We start from the raw sequence: 18569 nt of genomic DNA, 5'->3' as shown, positions 1-18569 counted from the left end.
AAAAAATCGGCTCAAACATGAAGAAATGAAATGACTGCGTCAGCCGAGAAGAATTTCCCCGCTTATTCGCACCTTCCTTAACAACAACATAAGTCCCATCAAAACATTCATCTTCGCCCCAAATTGCAGACGAGATAATAAAAGGGTCATACGAGGTGGGCTCGTATGACCCGCATTTTCCGCAGGCAACAACATTGCACTATCCATTCTAATATCCATAACCTTTGCATGCTCAAAAATTGAGCGGCGAATATTCAACCACATGTAAGAACTATGGCAAACGTTTTTAACGTTACTTAATGTAAGCTATGGATATATCAGTTTCATATCAACAAGATAGAGATGTAATCGGATGTTTTTAGGACGGTGCGAATGGAGTAATGAAATTATAAACGTGAGTAGGCTGATTATGATGAAGGAGCAATCAACTTGTTCGCCTCTTCCTTAGTCGATAAGCATAAAAAATCCGAAACCAAATCAAAAGGTTTCGGATTTTTACACATCAGGGGAGCGGCCTCTGGAGCCTTAACTGAGTGGCATTTGGCATATACGCCCCCTTTACTCATACTCAAATGCGGAACATACCGACCTGATTACTCAGTTCATCCGAAATATTTTTAAGTTGTTCAGAGAGATGACGTGAACTGTCTGCATCCAACGCCAGTTCGTCCGAGACATCTTTGACCGCCTGAATGTTGCGGCTTACCTCGTCGGTGACGGCTCGTTGCTCTTCGGCTGCGCTGGAGATCTGGGTCGCCATGTCGGAGATCTGGTTGATCGAGGTGGTGATCTGCTCCAGCGCATGGGTGGCGTTGTTGGCGTCATCCACGCTGTTCTGGGCCAGCTGCTGGCCTTCGTGCATGGTGCTGACCGCTCCCTGGGTATTGCGTTGCAGGGTTTCGATCATGCTGCGGATCTCGACAGTCGAGCTGTGGGTACGCTGTGACAAAACGCGCACCTCGTCGGCCACTACCGCAAAGCCACGGCCCTGTTCACCGGCACGCGCCGCTTCAATGGCAGCGTTGAGCGCCAGCAGGTTGGTCTGCTCGGCGATGCCCTGAATGGTGGAGAGGATGGTGTTGATCTCCTGAGCGTTTTTCTCCAGTTCCTGAATGATGTTGGAGGCCTGTTCCACCTGGGTGGCCAGATCGGTGATGGAGCGCTGGTTGCGGGCGATCACCTGTTTGCCATGCTCGCAACTGCTGGAGGAGCTGCGGGCCGCTTCGGCAGTTTGCTCGGCGTTGCTGGCAACATCGACCGCAGTTGCCGACATCTCATGGACCGCAGTGGCGATCTGAGTGATCTCGTTTTGCTGGCGAGCCAGCCCCTCATTGGCCTTCTCCGCCATGCTGTGGGAGGACTTGGCCTGCTGGTTGAGTTGGCCGGAGGAGTTGGAAATGTCCTGCACCATCGCATGGAGCCGCTCAATGAAGGTATTGACGTGTTTGGCAACCGCGCTCACCTCATCTTCACGCTCGATCTTGAGGCGGCGGGTCAAATCGCCGTTGCCACGGGAGAGATCGGCAATTGCCTCGCCCAGGGTTTTCAGAGGCGCTAGCGAGCTGTTGATGGCGACATAGGAGAAGCCAGCCACGATCAATATGGTGATAAGTCCCTGAATAAGTGAGGAGGTGACCATGCGGCGTACCGACTGGTAAGCGGTTTCGTCATCCACCATCATGCCGTAATACCAATTGGTGTTGGGGATCGCGTTAAAGTCAAAGACCTCTTTCTTACCGCTGATCACCAGCTCGTTGATCGTACCGTCATGAGCGATCTGATTGATGTAAGACGCGGTCAACTCGGGGGCTAGCGTTGTGGCGGGTTTCAGACTCAGGGAGGCATCGGGGTGGGCGATGATGGTGCCGTTGCTGTCGACCAGAATGGCGTAAGTCCCCTCGGTAGTGACCGTCAGAATATCCGAGATAAGGGCGCTGATAGAGACATCTCCGGCGATAACCCCCTGGGTGTTGCCACGCTGGAATGGCTCGGCGATGGTGACGATCAAACTGCCGTTAGAGACATCGGCGTAGGGCGCAGTGATGACCAGTTTACCGGCGGCAACTGCATCCTTGTACCAGGTGCGTTGACGGGGGTCATAATCGGCTGGCAGGCCGGAGGGGGTACTCTCGAGCATCTTGCCGTCAGCAGTACCGGCATAGACCCCCTCAAAGCCACCGGCATTCATGGCTTGGGCCAGATGGCTGATGGGTTCATCTTCTTTGGTGAATGCTTCCTTGGTGGTACTGACCATGCTGATGCGGGCATCGACCCAGTTGGAGATACCCTTGACGTTGGCCATGGAGCTTTCGTCAATGATGCTCCAGACCAGTCTCTGGGTTTCAGTGCGCAGTTGTGAGGTGTTGTACCAGACTTGCAGGCCGGTGATCACCAGGATGATGATCCCGATAGCCAAGACCAGCTTGTTTTTAATGGATAAGTTCATAGTGACATCCCTGTGAGCGTTAGTCTGAGTGTAGGAAAAAATTTAATTATTGTGGAATTTTAGTGGGTTATTGACTAAATCCGAAATTTTCAGCGAATCCGGGGAGCTGATCCTCTGACTCAACCAACCTAGAGAGTCAGATGGGCAAGTCCCAACAGGAGATCCCCTGTCAGGCGACAAGTGAACTGAGCGGAGCTGTACAGATCTAGTTATCACCTGACACCGGCCTCAAACCGGTGTCTTGTTTACGCTACTTTAGTGCGCACTTCCTTCGGTATCAATTTCAGACCCTTTTTGAACATGCTGTAGGGAGTCTGTCCTTCCATCATCCTGCCCTGATGTGGCCGCTGGATGTTGTAGTGCTCCAGGTAGCTATCCAGGTCTGTCTGCATCTGCTCTACCGACTCATACCAGGTTGTCCTCCCCTTGATACGGAAGTGTTCATCCAGCAGGGTACGATGTAGCCGCTCGATAAAGCCGTTGCTCTGCGGTCTGCGTACCTTGGTGGTCCGGTGCTCAATCCCCTCCAGTTGCAGGAACAGCTCGTAGGGATGATGGTCAGGGCGCCCACAGAACTCGCGCCCGTTGTTCGACAAGATTGTATAGACCCGAGCCTCATGGGCTTCGAAGAACGGCAGGACCGTTTCGTTGAGCACATGAACCGAGGTCACCGGCAGCTTGCTGGTGTAGAGCCGTCCCCAGGCGTGGCGGCTGTAGCAGTCCAGCACGGTTTGCAGATACACCTTGCCAACCCCTTTGAGCGCGCCGACGAAGAAGGTGTAGACCGCCACCAGTTCCCCGGTGTAGTGAACCTCAATTTGGCGTTCGCGAAACTCGGGGCTGAAGCGCTCGAGCAGGCGGATCTGCTCGTCATTGAGCTCAATCGTCTGTTCCCTATGGGTTTTCTCGAGGCGCAACAAGCGGTCATGCTTGGAGAGCAAGTCGTGACGTTGCCACACGCCACGCACACCGCCCGCACTGACGTTGATGCCTTGCAGAGCCAGTTCTTGCTCGACCCGCAGCGGGCCATGGGTTGGTCTGGTGAGAGAGTAATCGAGGATGGCTTGCTCAATCTCGGGAGCGACCCGGTTGGGATGAGCGCCTTTACAGCCGGGGAGTTTGTCGAGCAAGCCCTCGGCGCCATAGGTCTGGTAGTTACGGCGAATCTCGTAGAACTGCTGGCGGCTGTAGCCGATGAGCTTGCAGGCTTTTCTGACGTTATTGAGCTCTTTGGCGAGCTCTAGCAGGCTGAGTTTACGACGTGCTACTTTCTCGTTGGTGGTCATACGGTGACTCCGGATAACACGGTAGGGGTACCGTTTTGTTATCCGGTTTGAAGCCGTATGACCACTCCCTTTTGTGGGCAACTGTCAGGTGAATACCATCTCCATACAGACTGTATTTAAAAAATTTTGAATTATCAAAGTTCAATAGGTTGCCTATACCAACCAACCAACCAACCAACCAACCAACCAACCAACCAACCATTCATTGACTGAAATTATATATAGTAAGTTATTGTGTAACCTGTTTTTAGGTTGTTGGAATTTGTAAAGTAATCACCAATGTTTCAATGGAGTAACATTATCTAAATGTAATAATCAGTTCAACCAGAGGTCGACCCAATAATAATCATTGCAAAAATATATAATGCTGTATGATATATGGTTATAGCTTTAGCGAATTTATTTGATACATGCGGATTTTTGTTCAAGTCTGTAGTTCTCACTGAGCTAACTATGTGGTACATCTAGTATAAAGTGGTCGGACATTTTATATCAAAATGCTGAACACGGACTGTATGAATGTATCTTTACCCTACAATTGGGTAGATAATAATAGTTTATAGTGGTCATAGGCCATGTTATGCCCCAAGTGCTATCGTGGCCGCTGCGAGTTGTTCATCAAGGATGATGAGATGCTTTGGCGGTTTATGATCGATGACGATATTCCGCTGCTCAACAATGAGGCCGGGCGCTCGCTAGGCGTGGCTATGTGCTGAAGCACAAAGGGGGCTGCGGGGTATACTCACATCGTGGGGAGTTGTTTCGCCAGCGAATACTGTCATTGGTGGAGCTGGCCAAGCGAGTGGGGCGTTGTCCTCAGGAGATGCAGCGCGTTGTCGTCCGTGTCTGCATCGAGAAATGGATTACCCCATATCTGTCGAGTGTGTGCGTCAAGCTCCGGTCGGTGAACGATTAACATGAAGGTGGGTGTGGATTATACGAATGTTCAGCAAGACAAATAGTAGGAAGAGTAGTTCGGCATAAATAGGTAGTATGGACATCAGTGTTGTGTCCAAATAGCAGATTAATAATGAGTATTACACTTATGCATTGTGTTTGATGGCCACAGTTAATAAAAAAACCGCTCACCATAAGGGGGAGCGGTTCGGCTGGTACGATAGGCCTAATTATTTTAGGTTTTCAAATTGGCCGTTTGTCATGTCAATCTGGATATTCAGGTCTGGTACCGGATCATAGATAATCCCTTCACCGACGGTACCTAGTAGGCCATAAATTGGCGCCAGCATTTTATCGCCAAGGAGGTTGCTGAGATCCTTGCTAGGGTCCCACTCTTGGGAAAGCGTCAAAGTCTTAAGTTTGGTGACTTCGTCTGCCAATTCCTGTTTGCTAACATTATGTTTTTGGCCATATTCACGAGCCCAGTTTAAAACAAAGCGCATTTTATCATCGATTTGTTCTGAGTTCTCTTCATCACCATGGTAATGGGCTTTGAGCACCGCACCGATCAACTGGCTGAGGGTTGTCTTATACAGCTCATTCCAGGTAAGCCCTGAATCAGCTAACACATCTGCTTCAAACAGGGGTTGCCATTCCGAATCTTGACAGATAAATTTTTGGCAATTCTCACGCTTATAGACATCCAGCATGGTTTTGGCCACAGGTTTTTTTGTTAGTGAATTGTCAAGGATCTCCAGCAATGGTCCATCAATATCAACACCGAGTGCCGCGAAAATATTTTGGCTCAAACCATCGACCAAACCAACTAAATTTGCATCAGGAACTGATTCCATAACCGTTGTGTTGTCAACATCTGTGGTTATCAATTTGTTTTTAATATCGACCAATACCGAGCGATAAGGTGCGGGATAGCTCACTGAGGCACCTGTTTGAATATCATAGATCCAACTACCATCCTCATATTGACGTTTGGTAATATCATTAGCGTGGAAGTGACCAGTAAACACAATGTTCACACCTGCTTGCGCCAAGATTTTTGATATATACTCACTGGTGCTGGTATAGAGGGTTTTGCTCTTCTTACCAGTGTATGTGTTGGTAAATTCTTCTATATAGGTGGGTACATCGATACTATCATGAAATGAGGTTTTTTCACCATCGATGACATAACCAGGGATTAAAGCACTCTTGCTAGGGAAATGTTCAATAACACCAGCATGGTTCATTGCCAGCAATATCTTTCCTTGATCTTTGGCTTCCTGTGCCTGCTGTTTAATCCACTCCAGAGTGCTCAAACGCTCAGGCGTCAGCAGAGATCCGCCAGTTTTACTATAATCCGGACTATTAGCTTGCCAGTGCTGTTGCACATCTTTGATGGAGGAGGTAATGGAGTCTATTGCGAGGATTCGCACGCCCTCTGTTGGTTCGGCAACAAAGGAGAAAGAGTTAGGGTCTCGGGCAATGGCTTCATTAAAACCAAAATCTTGGTAGAAATTATCCCAGTTCTCCATAAACATAGGTTCGCCAGTGGTGTTAGTCATATGCGGCGCCATGCTGCCAGGGACAACATTCTGCTCATTTCCTTCCAGATAGACAGCTCCTTTGGCGGTCAGGGTTTGGGTCAGGGATTCTTTATAACCATAGGGGTTATTCATATCGTGGTTACCCGGCACCACATAGACTTTGATTCCTTGTTCTCTAGCACGCTGCAAGCTTGTACGTACTTTTTTATGGTTAATTCGTTCCCCATCCTTGGTCAAATCACCTGGTACTAAAATAACGTTGGTACCGTTTTTAATCATTTCTTGAATTGCATGATCAAGTAATTCTTGACTTTGCAAAAACGCCTTGCGGTCGCTACTAATAGCGGCTTGAAACATCTCGCCATTAATATCATCCCCCATACTACCATCATATAGATGTGTATCGGTAACAATCGAAATCTTTAGTGTTTGAACATTTTCGCTGTCAATATATTGGTCAGTTTGACTGTGATTGTCATTACAGCCTGCTAATAAAATGGAGCTAACTACAACACTCAATGCTAGTTTTTTAAAATGCAACATAATTACTCTTTGATGATTAATTTTGGTTTGGTGAGTGCGAGAATAAGACTGCAATCTTAAGTTTTTATTACACAGTGGAGTAGCGTGTTTATAACTGCCGATAAATATGAGTTACATTCAGCTCACAGTCAGCTTTGTAATTAGCGACGATGGAAAAAGTAACAATATTGTGAAGGCGGCGTATTCTGCTTGCAGATGGTCCCTCCCGTATTGCTTTCTGGCATGACCATAAAGCATCCGACACAGGCAGTTAACTCTCTGGCCCTCGAGCAGACCGACGAGTTCATAAATAAGCTGCCAGGCCGTATTACTAAGTTGGAGGATCGCTTCAACCAGCACAGCGGCAATTCTTCCGAGCCCCCTCCAGTGTCAGGACTGAAACTGCTCCGCCTGTTCGTGGTTTCTTACTATCCGCCTGTTGATTGCCCCTGCTGGGGTTGCAAGGAGTTGTCTCATGGTAAGCTTTAGCGGAGTGCATTAGGTGTTTGATACGCCCCAGCTTGCGCCGTGCGTATTCCGGTGAAGTTGAACAGTGATTCCGGAATCTGTGAACACCATTTCCGGAAAGTATGCGGACAGAGATTCTTCGAGCAGAAGCTGAGCTTTGAGGGGAGACATCTTTTCGACTCACCGAACAAGCCAGCAGCCAAGCGCAGCGCGGCAGTTGTGGATCCAAGACGTTGGAACAGGACGGTTCATCTGACATCAGAGTACGTGCTCTGAGGTGTCCGGAATCGGTGTACACGCAAGCCGGAATCAGCGTTCATTTTAAACCGGAATAGGTGTTCATTTTCGACCGGAATATGCACGCCGCAGAGGGTTGAGCAAGGTGGGCAACACCTCGGCATCATGGACATTTTCCAACGAGACTTCCGCCGTCACGATATCGTGGGTCACCGGGTCTACTGCCAGATGCAACTTGCGCCAGACTCTCCACCATGTTTTCTGATCTTCTACTCGCCTTCACCAAACACCTTCAACCCGGTTGAGTCGATAACCAAGACGGTAATGCGGCTTGTCGATAAGCCACCGTCACCGTGCGTGCTAGCCTGCTGACATAGCTATACCCGTTGTGAACAGTGGCACATTCATCAGCTCTAACAGGGCGTTGACAGTATAGTCCCTGAGTAGCCCGCATAGTGAGGTTGAAAATCCCCTTAACCATCAGGAAAGTGACGATGATCTGATCGGTGTAGAACTGGCTACGCCCGTAGTCCATGATTCTCTTGGACTGTTCTGTCAATTCGGATATGATTTGTCGTGGCTGACCAGCCAGACTTTCGCACGAGTCAAAATGGTTACTACTCTCAAGCCACATGATCTCAACCTCAAATCCTCACCTTGGATGGATTAAACGTGCGATGTATACCCCAGGGTAGGACTAGGAGATTGGATCATGACCATCAAAGCGTTCGTCCACACAACCCAACTTGAGCTCAAAGATGTACTAGGCATCTCCCTCAAACGTAGTCATATCTACGAGATGATTGCTGCGGCCTATGGCTACAGTACTTACGCGTCATTGCAAGCTGATGCGATTCTGCTCAGTAATACGAAATGGCAGGTTGCGTTGGATGTAAGTGCAATTGAGGCTAGAGCTAATATTCTGGGTATTAGTATTCCTGAGCTTATCGCTCAGAAGTTGGCCACATTGTTAGTGCAAGATGGTATTATAAGCCTACGCGTAAAAGAGATTTTGAGGAATCGCCTAAACGACGATTACATTACTCAGCTTTATATTAAGAGTAATCAACTTCCTCCTAATTCGACTACTGCTAGCCGCTTTAGCTCCTCAGACCATTATGCTGGGGAATTAATGAGTATGTTTAAACAGAATGAATTTAACTCGCCATTAGTACACCAGGGGTTGGTCCAGTTAAGTGCATTTGCAGACCGAAATGCTTCATCGTTCCCACAATACGAGCTTCATCAAGAGTTTTATAAACTGGCTGGTGAGTTTAATGATACAGATGTAGGCGGATTAGTTGATAATGATAGAGAACGATACTCGCTTTGGCTCCAGCACTTGAAAAAATCAGCTATGAGATTTGACATAGAGGCTATAGAGTTATTGTCAACCTATCGGCTTGATGTTTCTTTATATATGAATGAATTAAAAGACTACACGTATCATGAAAATGTAGCAGTCAAATGCGAAGATGCTAGGTATATGCAACATGCATATTACTGGTGGATTAGAGCTGCATTACAAGGGTCTATTAACGCAATGCACAAGTTGATTAGCAACTATGAAAAGGAAGACTTATATCGTTGTTGGATATGGGTACTTCTTGCAGAGAGTATTGGGTATGATCTCCTAAATGAGGTCGATACATCCACAACTTATGATATGCATGCGGGTAGTGACAAGCATACATTCACTATCCAAGGGCAGACTTTTCCTGCACTGACATTACCAGCTCTAGAGATGGTCTTGCATCACAAGGCTCAGCGAGTCGTAGATAAGCTATGTCAAGAACATTTTGATGATGGAATCGTATTTGAAGATCACGGCTCATATGACTAAGGCGGAATTAACTAGAAAAGATATTTTTTATCTTTTGTGTTGAGTTTTTATTTGTAATCGACAGCTGTCGACAGTGTGAGAGGCGTGTTAAAACGTGAAAATAATCATTGCCTCTCACGCACTACATTTAGATCTTGCTGAGTTAGGTGTGCTAATTACTTTAATAAAAGATAATTCACACAAAAGATGAGTGTTGACACACTATATTCTAGTAATTTCTTATTGTAAGTGCAATTTTCTTCCTTTAAGGAAAGCTAGCTCGAAGGAATTAAAAATCTGGATTATCTTCGCTGCGAAGCAGCGGAATGTTGAAATTCTTAAATTTTTTAATTGTTCTCAATAATAGTAAATGGACAGTTTTTCGATTTTTTCAAGTGGGGTAAATGAAAAAAGTTCGAAAAAAGATGAGGTTGGTTATTTTTGAAGCGTTCTTAAGGGGGAGTTAGCCTATCAGCTACCTCGCTCTAGGTGCGCACCCCATGTTGGATTCGTCCTACAAGTACTATTACTGCCTGAGCCCCTAAAGCTGTCGACAGCACCTCTGCTGGCCGTTTACCACCTAAGCCCCAAGCTGGGCGATGTAACCATGACAATGCTCTGGCGGTATTGTTTCTGTGGAGGAAGAGAACAGCTTCGAGTGCCTGTACAACGCCGTATACCCTGGCACCCTGCGAGATTGATAGGGGAGCCCCAATCCTCAGCTTGCGAGCAACAGTGTGGCGACTAATGCCTGCTAAGCGGCATATCAAACCTATGTCTGCACTCATCAATTCAGCCAGTCGATGAATGATGCCAGGAGCAACGCCAGCCACGATCCATAGATGTGCTCCTAGTGGGTCACGAGGAATACCAAGACCTTCTAGGAGACGGTTCGGAGTAACTGCGTCACTACTAGGATGATAGGTTGCATAGGGCATCATGTAGCACTCCTCATTGTACAAACACGACCTCTCATGAGCTATCCTACCCCAAACTGTCGTTTTGAGTGGAAAATTAACAACCAAATGCCCCTGCATTGAGGAGGGCTGATGACCGAGTTGGTCTGTACTGAACCAGGTTTAGGCATTGAGCTGGGGACTACTTTTCAGGTTCTATCGGAGAACGGCTCTGAATGGGAAATCCTGTTGGGTAATGAATACCGAAGGGTCAACAAACGCAGCGGGCGCGTTACAGGTTGGAAAACACCTCCAAAATTTGAGTGCAAAGACATCCAAAAATAACAAATGAGAGTTCAATGCTGGTTATGCCAGTAATAATGTTGACTAGCGGCTTCACCTTTCATAGAATCAAGGCACAGGGAGATTCGCTACCCTAAGTGCGAAGTTGAAACAAGGGAGAGTCGCTACCCTGAGTGCGAAGTTGAAAAAATGCTGAAACCCTGCCTCGTTGCGGGGTTTTTTGCTTTCTGGAGACATGGATGTGTAGTGGCCTAGTCATCCAAGACTTCCTCTTAAGTTAAGAGGGGCGAAGTGTCTGGATCCTCAAGGGGCAAATCTAAAATTTCTTATCATCGACTCATTCTGTGAGCCAATGATATTGTCCTATCGGCTCATTTCGTGAGCCGATCAAGATCATTCATCGGCTCATCTGGTGAGGTGGTCTCAACGCTAGCTACTACATAGATTAATTTTTTGGCTACACAGTTTCATAGAAGATTGGAGCCAGGTCACTAAGCAGATCCAAACGCAATTTAGCTCAGGATTTTTAAATGATGCTTTTTCGAATCATCTTGGTGCCAAAAACAGTGGAGCTGATGCTGGGATTGAGAGATAATTTTCCTGATATAAAAATGTGATACATGAGGATAAAAATGAACGATTTTTTGAAAATACTGATGAATATTCGTAGTCTGCGAGCTGCATTGCGTGAGTTGTCATTTGAGCAGTTGGTCGAAATCAGAGAAAAATTCGAAGAGATTTTTGCTGAGCGTGAGCAGCAAGAAAACAAAATCAAAGCCGAGTCTGCCGAGCGCCTGCAAAAGTTGGCAGAGTTTACCGAGATGTTGAAAGAGGCTGGCATCGATCCGAGCGAGCTGGTTGGTACTGCGGCTCCAGCGAAAGCTGATGGTTCAGCCAACAAAGCCAAACGCGCTCCTCGTCCTGCCAAATACAAGTATAACGAGGACGGTCAGGAGAAAACCTGGACTGGCCAAGGTCGTATGCCCAAGGCCATCGCAGAAGCTGTTGCGAGTGGTCGAGCATTGGAAGAGTTCTTGATCTAGTGCTGAGAGCCCATGCCTGTGTGGCATGGGCTCTTTCTAGCTACCATAGATATGTGTAGAGGTTAATTATGAGTGATAGCTTTCCTTATAGTCTTCCAATAATGGATGTGATCCGTCATGACTATGAGAGATTTAGGTTTGACACTCATAAATATACACATAAGGGATTGTTTACAGATGGTGATTTATTATTTGCTGTGATACTAGAAGTAAACAGTAACAAGGAGCTTCTAGAGGAGCTAAGTCAGCAGTATCATCATTTTAAAACAGCCGGAATTCCAGCCGCAAAAATTGTTGGGGAGATCTTAGATAGCTATAAGCCTATAGCGCTGCGAAATTCAATTGAGAAAAGTCATCTTCATGGTCATCCTATGAATATGCACGAAACAATTAATGAACTGAATTTGCATATTCCTAAAAAATATCATCCATTCTACGTTGATTTTAAGTATGGGACTAACAAGTTCCAGATTACCTTAAAATGTAATTTTACAGAAAGTGACAAGGAAGAAATTCAGTTGATATGTGAGTCTCTTGGTTATCAAGGGTATGATTACGTATTTATACACAATGATAGAATAAAGGACTACCCTGGCGAAGTTCACTATAAACCAAATCAAAATGGCAACTTATTATTGGCTGCTAGCGGACTGATTCATAAGCAATTCCCAAAAGAATTACTTGCATGCTATGAAGAAGATGAAGATTTTTGGCTTGAGAATCGACATTTTATTTTTAGTGGGAATCATTCTGATTCAGCAGCGAGTTACTTATTGCCTGGTTTTGATAAAATCGGAACACGCTGTTTTGTTGATGCATCAGTTTTCTCTCGTCTAAATATTAGGGTCTATTTGACGCTATATGAACAGGTGGTTATCGCATTGCCGCTTGAGCAGTCCAATGAGCATTTCTATGAAATGTTTAAAATTAATAGGTTTGAGTTGCGTGAATTGATTTTTCGTGGGCGATTATTATTTGTTGTCCCACAAAATCTAGCTAGGTATTCTCAATCTTTGCTCCTTGACATTATTTCAGTTAATCCTAATTCTATTATTTTCTCTAGACGTTTAGCCGCAGCAACCATTCAAGGTATCCAAGAAAAGAGTGGTGTTGTTGGGACTACTTTTTCGAGTGATGAGCAATATAATTTTGTTCACCACTGCTCTCGTTCTGGAAATCTAGGATTGCAGCGATTAGCGGATATGCTTTCGGCACAATGGCAATTCGGAGAGTATATTGTAAATAAAGAAGGCGCAGTAGGTGCACATTATTTGGGCCTATCTGAAATGGCCATAATGGGATTTAAAGAAAAAGGAAAAGACTATACTATAGAATTATCTAGTGCGAGCTCTAGCTACGAGTTTTCCCAAGGATTAAAAGCCCATCACTTTCCATTCGACTCTAGTGGCTACTCAGAGGTTAATGCTTGCCAAATAATTAGTGGCTTATATAACGGAGTTGTTAGTACATCACAAACCATACGAGAGTCTGAGATATCGACAATTTTGAGTAAAGTGTTTGCAGTTAATAATGACATGAGCGTACTGGAACTCGATGATGCATTATCACGCAGTCTTATTAGAACTCTACCAAAAATAATAGGTGAATTTTCTAGGCTTAGTGAGGAACAAAGAACAGAAAAGCTCTACTGCTTAAACAAAGAAATACAAAGGATTGAAAAAAATCAAACGAGAGTAGCATCTCTGGATTTTGCTGGTGCATTTATTCCCGCAGCTGCTGGGGCTGTAATGGAATACTCAAATGTTATGGGGGCTGGCTATATATCACTGGGTGGATGGGCGATTAAAGCACTTGAAATGTATACTCGCAACTCTGACTTAATAAACAATCCGGTATATATTAAGTTATCGAGTCTAAATCATCTAGTTTCTCAAGATGCTGTGATAGTGAAACATGTAAGAGATGCCTTTTCTACTGTTAATGGATAGCATTTTCTGCCAAATGGCCTAGCCATTTATTATAAGGTATCTGATGTCTATGAGTAAAAAATTTGAAGATTTAATCGAATCACAACCATTTGAGGTAGCTCAGAGCACAAAGGAGCTTGCCGAAGTGCTGAGAGTCCGTATCGCTCTGACCAAATTGCTTTCAAATCTCATGGCTGGTGATGTTCCTGAAATAGATCCCGATGTTCTCGATGGTTTATTGTCGCTCAAAAGGTCTGTTGAGAGTAATGACTGTCGGCTAAGTTTATTCGTTCATATGCCTGACGGAACTAATCATGGCGTCAATATTTAACTAAAGATCGTCATTGGTACGTTAATCGCAGATTTTATCTACCAAATAAAAATAACACCCCATGGCGATGCTTTTTCAAACTCCCTCGGTGTGCAAGCGGATCTGATAGCGTGTATTGCGTCCGCCACCAGGTAATTTCTCAATGCACCCCCTACCCACCAATTCGGCCAGATGGCGTGTAGCCGTCGCCTTGCTGACTCCGGTGACTTTTTGATATTGGCTGGCGTTGATGCCATTTTCAAAACCTTGTTGGCCGCCATCCAATAAACGGTTAATAACCTTGGTTTGCTCTGGACTCAGACCATCATGACAGTGCTGCAACCAGAAATGTTTTTTGGCAAGAGAACGCTCAATAACCTGTAATGCCAGCTCTATGGCGTAATCCAGTGTGTCGAGGAACCAACAGATCCAGGAGGTAATATCTAGCGAGCCCCTCTGCGCTGACTCAAGCGCTCGATAGTAGTCACCCCGCAGCTCTAGAATCGCAACTGACATGGCATACAGCCGGATGCTGTGGCTGTCAGCCTGTGACAGCGCGAGATCGGTCAATGCCCGCGTGAGCCGCCCATTACCATCATCAACGGGATGCAGGGTCACGAACCAGAGATGGCAAATCGCCGCACGAAGCAGTGGATCCATCGTGGGGTCATGCTGAGTCTGGTTAAACCAGGGGATGAACTCGGCCAGTTGATCGTCCAGAGTTGCTCTGGGCGGTGCCTCAAAATGCACGGTGGGGCGATCTACACGTCCAGAGACAACCAGCATCGGCGCATCTCCTCGCAACTGCCCTACATGCAGCCGCTTCACCGACCATTCGTTGACGGGGAACAACCAACGATGCCATTGGTAAAGCCGCTCAATCGTCAACGGCTGTCCATGATTGTCGATGGCATCCAGCATCATGGCCGCGAGCCCCTCTGAGCGCTCTGATACTGGATAGGACTGAGTTTGTGAGCCTCCTAACCGCCTATCCAGAGAGGAACGCACGGATTGTGCATTGAGGCGTTCGCCTTCGATAGCGGACGAGGCGATGATGTTAGCCAATAACGTGTCCAACGTTTGGTCGGGGTTCCCCAACCTGGAATGACGACCGATTAGAATTCCCTGCCTGCGTTGAACCTGCCGTAATCTGGGCAATATCTCGCTATCCCGCCAACGAAAATGGGGCCAATCTGCTTGTTGCCAAATCCAAAATGGTTCCATTATTTCCTCATCCAACGTGCTAGGGTCTCAATAATGAGCCGACCCAGCCCATCATTCGGCTCAACATCTGAGCCGAATATAACACATGCAGCAGACCAGCAGAGCTGGAAATGAGGATGGAGATCCAGGCTGAAAATCTCAGACCGGAGCTGACGAAAAACTGGATTTATTGCTGCTGTGTGGCGCTACAGCAACCAGTAGATAGACGAGGCGGGAAGCTCGTTTTCGTTTCGAATGGTTCTTGTGAGCTTGCAGCTTGCGCTGCATGAATCCACCCCCAAGATAATGCCGTTCGGTCTACTCATTCATATGCCTGACGATACTCACTAATATTGGAATGCCAGTCTAAGCCACCAGAAGAGAAGAATTGAACCACCGAGTAGATTGCCTGCGAGGTATTTCCAAGATCGATCTGACAAGAACAAAATCGCCCCCAGTATTGTTATCAAACCCCAGAGATAGGGCATGAGCAGTACATATAGGCCAGTCAGGGAGTATTCATCGTTAAACCAGTCATAGACAGGCTGAATGAACAGGATCGATGCATTCAAGAGGTGATAGAGCATGAACAACACGAATACCCATGTTCTCTCTGTCTTCACTGCTGCGCTCACTTTAGTTCCCCTTGGAATGGATAGCTGAGTTCAATGACGGTCAAAAATGGCTTGTAGGCAAAGCGCTTGTAGTGTTGAAGAACAAACCAGCTTCTGAAACCGGACGCCAGGCCCTAGAACTTGACTCTTCCGGTTGTGGGGTCAGGGCCAATGTCAGGATAATCGAGACCGAAGTGGTCATATAGCGTTACTTTGATCGTGCCCTTGTAGAAATCGCCAAACTTTTCATATGTCGTGATTTCCGCCTTGCCTGCCCAGACATCGTTCACCGCAATTGTGAGGCCTTGCACCTTATCTACCGCAGAGTTGAAGATGGGTAACCGAAAGCCGGAGGTCTTGCTGTATTGCTGCATCAAGTCACTCAGAACAAGCTTATTCATATCACCATCAACTTCGGCCAGCTTTGCCTTCACTTCCTTGATAAGGGTATCTGAGAACTTGATCGTGGTCGGGTGAGCTCGCGCTGCTCTCGTCAATGCTTGGTTCCGGTATTCACCCCCCTCAGATTTTTCGAACTTGGCGATCATGGCCAGAATGTTCATCTTCAAGTCACCAGTTGCAAACAATGTGGCCATGTTGCGGAAGCTACTAAAGAACACCTTGGGGTCACTCTTTTCGAGATCGCCAATAAAGCCGTCATCTCCCATCTTCCCTACGAACATGGGGATAGCCTTGATCTGCTCAGCCGTCATCGTACCATAGGTCATATCTTCGGCAGGGCTACCATCAACGTTCTTACCTGGCTCACGCTTCGACTTGTAAATGAGCACAGGCACATGATAGGTTGTGGCTGACGTTGTATCGGTTTTTGGCTTGAGAGCAGGAGGTATGGTTTCTGTTTTCGGACGCTCTTTCTCTGCCGAACCAAACCACATTGTTGGCTTGGCCTGGGCATATGCCGACTTGATGGCCTGCTCAAACCTGGGCGTCCCTCTCACCGAGATTTGGTCTCCCTGAATAGTACAGCAAGCAAACACATCAGATTGCATCCCCAATACGACCTTTGAACCATCATCAAGGCTTCCTGCCACAGGGCCTAGAATGCGCTTGAACTCGTCCTTGGTGAGTTGGCTGATGTCTCTGAGGTCTGGTTTCTGCATGTATAGAGGGCTCGATGAAAAGTAGTGAGAGGATCACTTTATCATCAATGCGCCAATCGAGACCATGTAGGCATTTTCTGAAAACGGCAGTTTGTGACGCTTTCTATCGATGGACGCGGGGGATTAATAGCTAATAGACAAATGCTAAGGATGGCAATGATGCTAATTGCCATCACTGTGAATAATTATAGGGAAATTTGGTTTTATCTGGGTAAAGAGATAATTACTTGGCAAATATATCTATGGCAGCAACTCGCGAATGTCACACCCCATTACTCTGGCAAGACGATAAGCCTTTTCCAGGGTGATATTAACCTCACCACGCTCAATTCGTCCTACGTAGCTTCTATCAATTTCGGCCGCATATGCGAGTGCATCTTGCGATACGCCCAATTGAAGCCGTCTATCACGCACAGCATCACCAAATTTTTTTGCTAGATCTTGCATGTCTCGCCTCTCACTGGCGAGCACTATCTCTGGTTGTCTGGCTAACGACCACGGATTATAATCCGCAATCGAGTTTAGATTTCCACTAAATGTTTTCGTTCGAGGCTGAGTATTGCTTATGAGCTCCCAGACTGTGTGGTTACCAACCGCGCTCTACACCGCACTCATTCGATTGCAGATGGATGACTTCACTGCGATAGGATTTGTAAATGCCATTTTTGGTGACAAAGCAGAATCGCAGATACGTAAGCGGCGTTATACCTTCATTTATCGGCATCTGATTAAGCTCGTAAATCAGGGACTTCTAAAAAGGAAGAACGTTGATGATGGGAGGCGCTTTTCTCATTTCATCAGGACTCCCAAGTTCGATGAAGTGCATTTCAAAGAGGAATTTATTGGGCCGGATGCGCTTGTAACGGAATCGGGTAAGGAGCGAGAATTGGAAACGTATGAGTCTGTCTTGGAGGGGCTGAGTGCGAGAGCACAGCACTACCGTCAAGCGTTGCAGGAATGTGATTCAATGCTCACTGAGTACCAGGAGTTAAGATCCGACTTCTCCATATTGGATCTAGCGATTGAAAGGGCCATCAACCATACCGTTGCAGAAAGTCGCGATTTGCGGGGCAGGCTGGAGGCCGTGGAGAGGCTTTTGAGGGGGCTGATGGCGTTTAGAAGCGCCTCTTGATGTAACCGTTCAGCGTCAGGGGATTGATGCACACAGTTCGGAGTGAATGGGGTAATCCGTTTCTCGATGCGGGCTCGGATAATTGTATGCAGTCACTCTTGGGGTCAATGTCCCAAGTGTTTGGTCGTCTCAACCAACGAAAGTAAGCGTTGACGAAACAGCTCCCCACTCAGGGCGATAATAGCCACGTTGCGCAGTACATGGGCCCAGCAAAGCAGGCGCAGACTCGTGCAGAACTCCAGCAGGCGCTTGGCGACATCAATGCCACGCCCGTTGGCTGTCACAAAACAGACCGCTATCTTGCTCAGAGCCATACACACATAGATCCGATCGATAAGGTTGTCATGAGCCAACACTTTGCCGTGGAGGAGGTGATGAGGGCGTACTCATCCAAAGACCAATAAGGTCGTCATTGGTTGTCCAATGGGGGAGGGGGGGATTTAATTGAGAGGTTATAGAAGTAAAAAAGCCAGCTAATGCTGGCTTTTTTACTTCTGAAAATGGCGTCCCGTGCAGGATTCGAACCTGCGACCATCCGCTTAGCTTACCACTACAGCTTTCACTGCCACCCGAGGGTGTTTGTGGTCTGGACTATATCTTCACCCACAGCATTATCTGTTTGGGTGGAGGGCGCTAATGATGTATTCCGCAATGAGATCGCATTGCACCATCTAGTCTCTGCACCTTCTCTACACGCTTGTAGAGCTTGGCTCAAGATTACCACCGCCATTACGCGCTGAGGCTTCCTTGAATTCACCCTCTCCACTGTATAGGTTTCCCTGTACAGGCTCCTAATA

Annotated in this window: 15 protein-coding genes and 3 pseudogenes; 7 read left to right on the top strand and 11 right to left on the bottom strand. The window is 46.7% G+C overall.

All coding sequences use genetic code 11. The features are described from left to right. Positions 1-568: 568 nt before the first annotated feature. Positions 569-2446, bottom strand: coding sequence for a methyl-accepting chemotaxis protein (locus G5195_RS04895; protein ID WP_100654373.1), 1878 nt, complete (start codon positions 2444-2446; stop codon positions 569-571). A gap of 245 nt (positions 2447-2691) precedes the next feature. After that, a complete protein-coding gene (locus G5195_RS04890) occupies positions 2692-3732 on the bottom strand; it encodes an IS481 family transposase (protein ID WP_421235899.1) in 1041 nt (346 codons plus the stop codon). A 572-nt stretch (positions 3733-4304) separates the two neighbouring features. On the opposite strand from G5195_RS04890, the pseudogene G5195_RS04885 reads away from it, so the two are divergent. Continuing rightward, positions 4305-4653 (top strand): annotated as a pseudogene (locus G5195_RS04885) (IS66 family transposase); the annotation flags it as partial. Positions 4654-4859: 206 nt separating this feature from the next. On the opposite strand, the gene G5195_RS04880 reads toward G5195_RS04885, so the two are convergent. The 3 genes from G5195_RS04880 to G5195_RS04870 form a co-directional block, all read right to left on the bottom strand. Next, complete coding sequence (locus G5195_RS04880; RefSeq protein ID WP_100654370.1) at positions 4860-6716, bottom strand: metallophosphoesterase family protein; 1857 nt, start codon at positions 6714-6716, stop codon at positions 4860-4862. Positions 6717-7502: 786 nt separating this feature from the next. Next, positions 7503-7613, bottom strand: coding sequence for a hypothetical protein (locus G5195_RS04875; RefSeq protein ID WP_376902966.1), 111 nt, complete (start codon positions 7611-7613; stop codon positions 7503-7505). A 79-nt stretch (positions 7614-7692) separates the two neighbouring features. Further along, positions 7693-7935, bottom strand: coding sequence for a transposase (locus tag G5195_RS04870; RefSeq protein ID WP_376902965.1), 243 nt, complete (start codon positions 7933-7935; stop codon positions 7693-7695). Between the two features lie 177 nt (positions 7936-8112). Here G5195_RS04870 and G5195_RS04865 point away from each other — a divergent pair, with 177 nt between their 5' ends. Further along, on the top strand, positions 8113-9243 hold the full coding sequence (locus G5195_RS04865; RefSeq protein WP_376901542.1) for a hypothetical protein: 1131 nt from the start codon (positions 8113-8115) through the stop codon (positions 9241-9243). Positions 9244-9707: 464 nt separating this feature from the next. Here the strand turns inward: G5195_RS04865 and G5195_RS04860 are convergent, their stop codons facing one another. Then, positions 9708-10160: an antitoxin Xre/MbcA/ParS toxin-binding domain-containing protein gene (locus G5195_RS04860; RefSeq protein ID WP_421235902.1), complete on the bottom strand. Its 453-nt coding sequence runs from the start codon at positions 10158-10160 to the stop codon at positions 9708-9710. Positions 10161-10271: 111 nt separating this feature from the next. On the opposite strand from G5195_RS04860, the gene G5195_RS04855 reads away from it, so the two are divergent. The 4 genes from G5195_RS04855 (at position 10272) to G5195_RS04840 (ending at position 13723) form a co-directional block, all read left to right on the top strand. Continuing rightward, a complete protein-coding gene (locus G5195_RS04855; protein WP_033113929.1) occupies positions 10272-10463 on the top strand; it encodes a hypothetical protein in 192 nt (63 codons plus the stop codon). Between the two features lie 590 nt (positions 10464-11053). Beyond that, positions 11054-11464 (top strand): H-NS family nucleoid-associated regulatory protein, encoded by a 411-nt coding sequence (locus tag G5195_RS04850; RefSeq protein ID WP_194495203.1) that lies wholly within the window; start codon positions 11054-11056, stop codon positions 11462-11464. Between the two features lie 68 nt (positions 11465-11532). Further along, positions 11533-13413, top strand: a complete 1881-nt coding sequence (locus G5195_RS04845) for a hypothetical protein (protein ID WP_194495205.1) — start codon at positions 11533-11535, stop codon at positions 13411-13413. A gap of 43 nt (positions 13414-13456) precedes the next feature. Then, positions 13457-13723 carry a hypothetical protein gene (locus tag G5195_RS04840; RefSeq protein ID WP_234915294.1) on the top strand — a complete coding sequence of 89 codons (267 nt, stop codon included), beginning with the start codon at positions 13457-13459 and terminating at the stop codon, positions 13721-13723. A 75-nt stretch (positions 13724-13798) separates the two neighbouring features. On the opposite strand, the gene G5195_RS04835 is transcribed toward G5195_RS04840, so the two are convergent. The 4 genes and pseudogenes from G5195_RS04835 to G5195_RS04820 form a co-directional block, all read right to left on the bottom strand. Then, positions 13799-14626 (bottom strand): Fic family protein, encoded by an 828-nt coding sequence (locus tag G5195_RS04835; RefSeq protein ID WP_245131266.1) that lies wholly within the window; start codon positions 14624-14626, stop codon positions 13799-13801. A gap of 66 nt (positions 14627-14692) precedes the next feature. Continuing rightward, positions 14693-14926, bottom strand: a pseudogene (locus G5195_RS04830) (DUF4172 domain-containing protein); the annotation flags it as partial. Positions 14927-15536: 610 nt separating this feature from the next. Then, positions 15537-16415, bottom strand: a pseudogene (locus G5195_RS04825) (DUF3289 family protein). A 465-nt stretch (positions 16416-16880) separates the two neighbouring features. Next, complete coding sequence (locus tag G5195_RS04820; protein ID WP_080631368.1) at positions 16881-17087, bottom strand: helix-turn-helix domain-containing protein; 207 nt, start codon at positions 17085-17087, stop codon at positions 16881-16883. Between the two features lie 118 nt (positions 17088-17205). Between G5195_RS04820 and G5195_RS04815 the strand changes: the two genes are divergently transcribed. Beyond that, a complete protein-coding gene (locus G5195_RS04815; RefSeq protein ID WP_201976688.1) occupies positions 17206-17772 on the top strand; it encodes a hypothetical protein in 567 nt (188 codons plus the stop codon). Between the two features lie 104 nt (positions 17773-17876). On the opposite strand, the gene G5195_RS04810 is transcribed toward G5195_RS04815, so the two are convergent. Further along, on the bottom strand, positions 17877-18086 hold the full coding sequence (locus G5195_RS04810) for a hypothetical protein (protein WP_164091211.1): 210 nt from the start codon (positions 18084-18086) through the stop codon (positions 17877-17879). Positions 18087-18569: the final 483 nt, after the last annotated feature.

Source organism: Aeromonas sp. 601039, assembly GCF_049174415.1.
In the GTDB taxonomy this organism is placed as follows: Bacteria; Pseudomonadota; Gammaproteobacteria; order Enterobacterales; family Aeromonadaceae; genus Aeromonas; species Aeromonas veronii_A.
Note: the sequence above shows the minus strand (reverse complement) of the source record. Positions and strands in the feature narration are given on the sequence as shown.

What these genes read in the sequence shown, in the direction of transcription:
- G5195_RS04895 (WP_100654373.1), bottom strand. Translation starts at nt 2,446, where the DNA reads ATGAACTTATCCATTAAAAACAAGCTGGTCTTGGCTATCGGGATCATC.
- G5195_RS04890 (WP_421235899.1), bottom strand. Translation starts at nt 3,732, where the DNA reads ATGACCACCAACGAGAAAGTAGCACGTCGTAAACTCAGCCTGCTAGAG.
- G5195_RS04880 (WP_100654370.1), bottom strand. Translation starts at nt 6,716, where the DNA reads ATGTTGCATTTTAAAAAACTAGCATTGAGTGTTGTAGTTAGCTCCATT.
- G5195_RS04870 (WP_376902965.1), bottom strand. Translation starts at nt 7,935, where the DNA reads ATGGACTACGGGCGTAGCCAGTTCTACACCGATCAGATCATCGTCACT.
- G5195_RS04865 (WP_376901542.1), top strand. Translation starts at nt 8,113, where the DNA reads ATGACCATCAAAGCGTTCGTCCACACAACCCAACTTGAGCTCAAAGAT.
- G5195_RS04860 (WP_421235902.1), bottom strand. Translation starts at nt 10,160, where the DNA reads ATGCCCTATGCAACCTATCATCCTAGTAGTGACGCAGTTACTCCGAAC.
- G5195_RS04855 (WP_033113929.1), top strand. Translation starts at nt 10,272, where the DNA reads ATGACCGAGTTGGTCTGTACTGAACCAGGTTTAGGCATTGAGCTGGGG.
- G5195_RS04850 (WP_194495203.1), top strand. Translation starts at nt 11,054, where the DNA reads ATGAACGATTTTTTGAAAATACTGATGAATATTCGTAGTCTGCGAGCT.
- G5195_RS04845 (WP_194495205.1), top strand. Translation starts at nt 11,533, where the DNA reads ATGAGTGATAGCTTTCCTTATAGTCTTCCAATAATGGATGTGATCCGT.
- G5195_RS04840 (WP_234915294.1), top strand. Translation starts at nt 13,457, where the DNA reads ATGTCTATGAGTAAAAAATTTGAAGATTTAATCGAATCACAACCATTT.
- G5195_RS04835 (WP_245131266.1), bottom strand. Translation starts at nt 14,626, where the DNA reads ATGATGCTGGATGCCATCGACAATCATGGACAGCCGTTGACGATTGAG.
- G5195_RS04820 (WP_080631368.1), bottom strand. Translation starts at nt 17,087, where the DNA reads ATGCAAGATCTAGCAAAAAAATTTGGTGATGCTGTGCGTGATAGACGG.
- G5195_RS04815 (WP_201976688.1), top strand. Translation starts at nt 17,206, where the DNA reads ATGAGCTCCCAGACTGTGTGGTTACCAACCGCGCTCTACACCGCACTC.
- G5195_RS04810 (WP_164091211.1), bottom strand. Translation starts at nt 18,086, where the DNA reads ATGGCTCTGAGCAAGATAGCGGTCTGTTTTGTGACAGCCAACGGGCGT.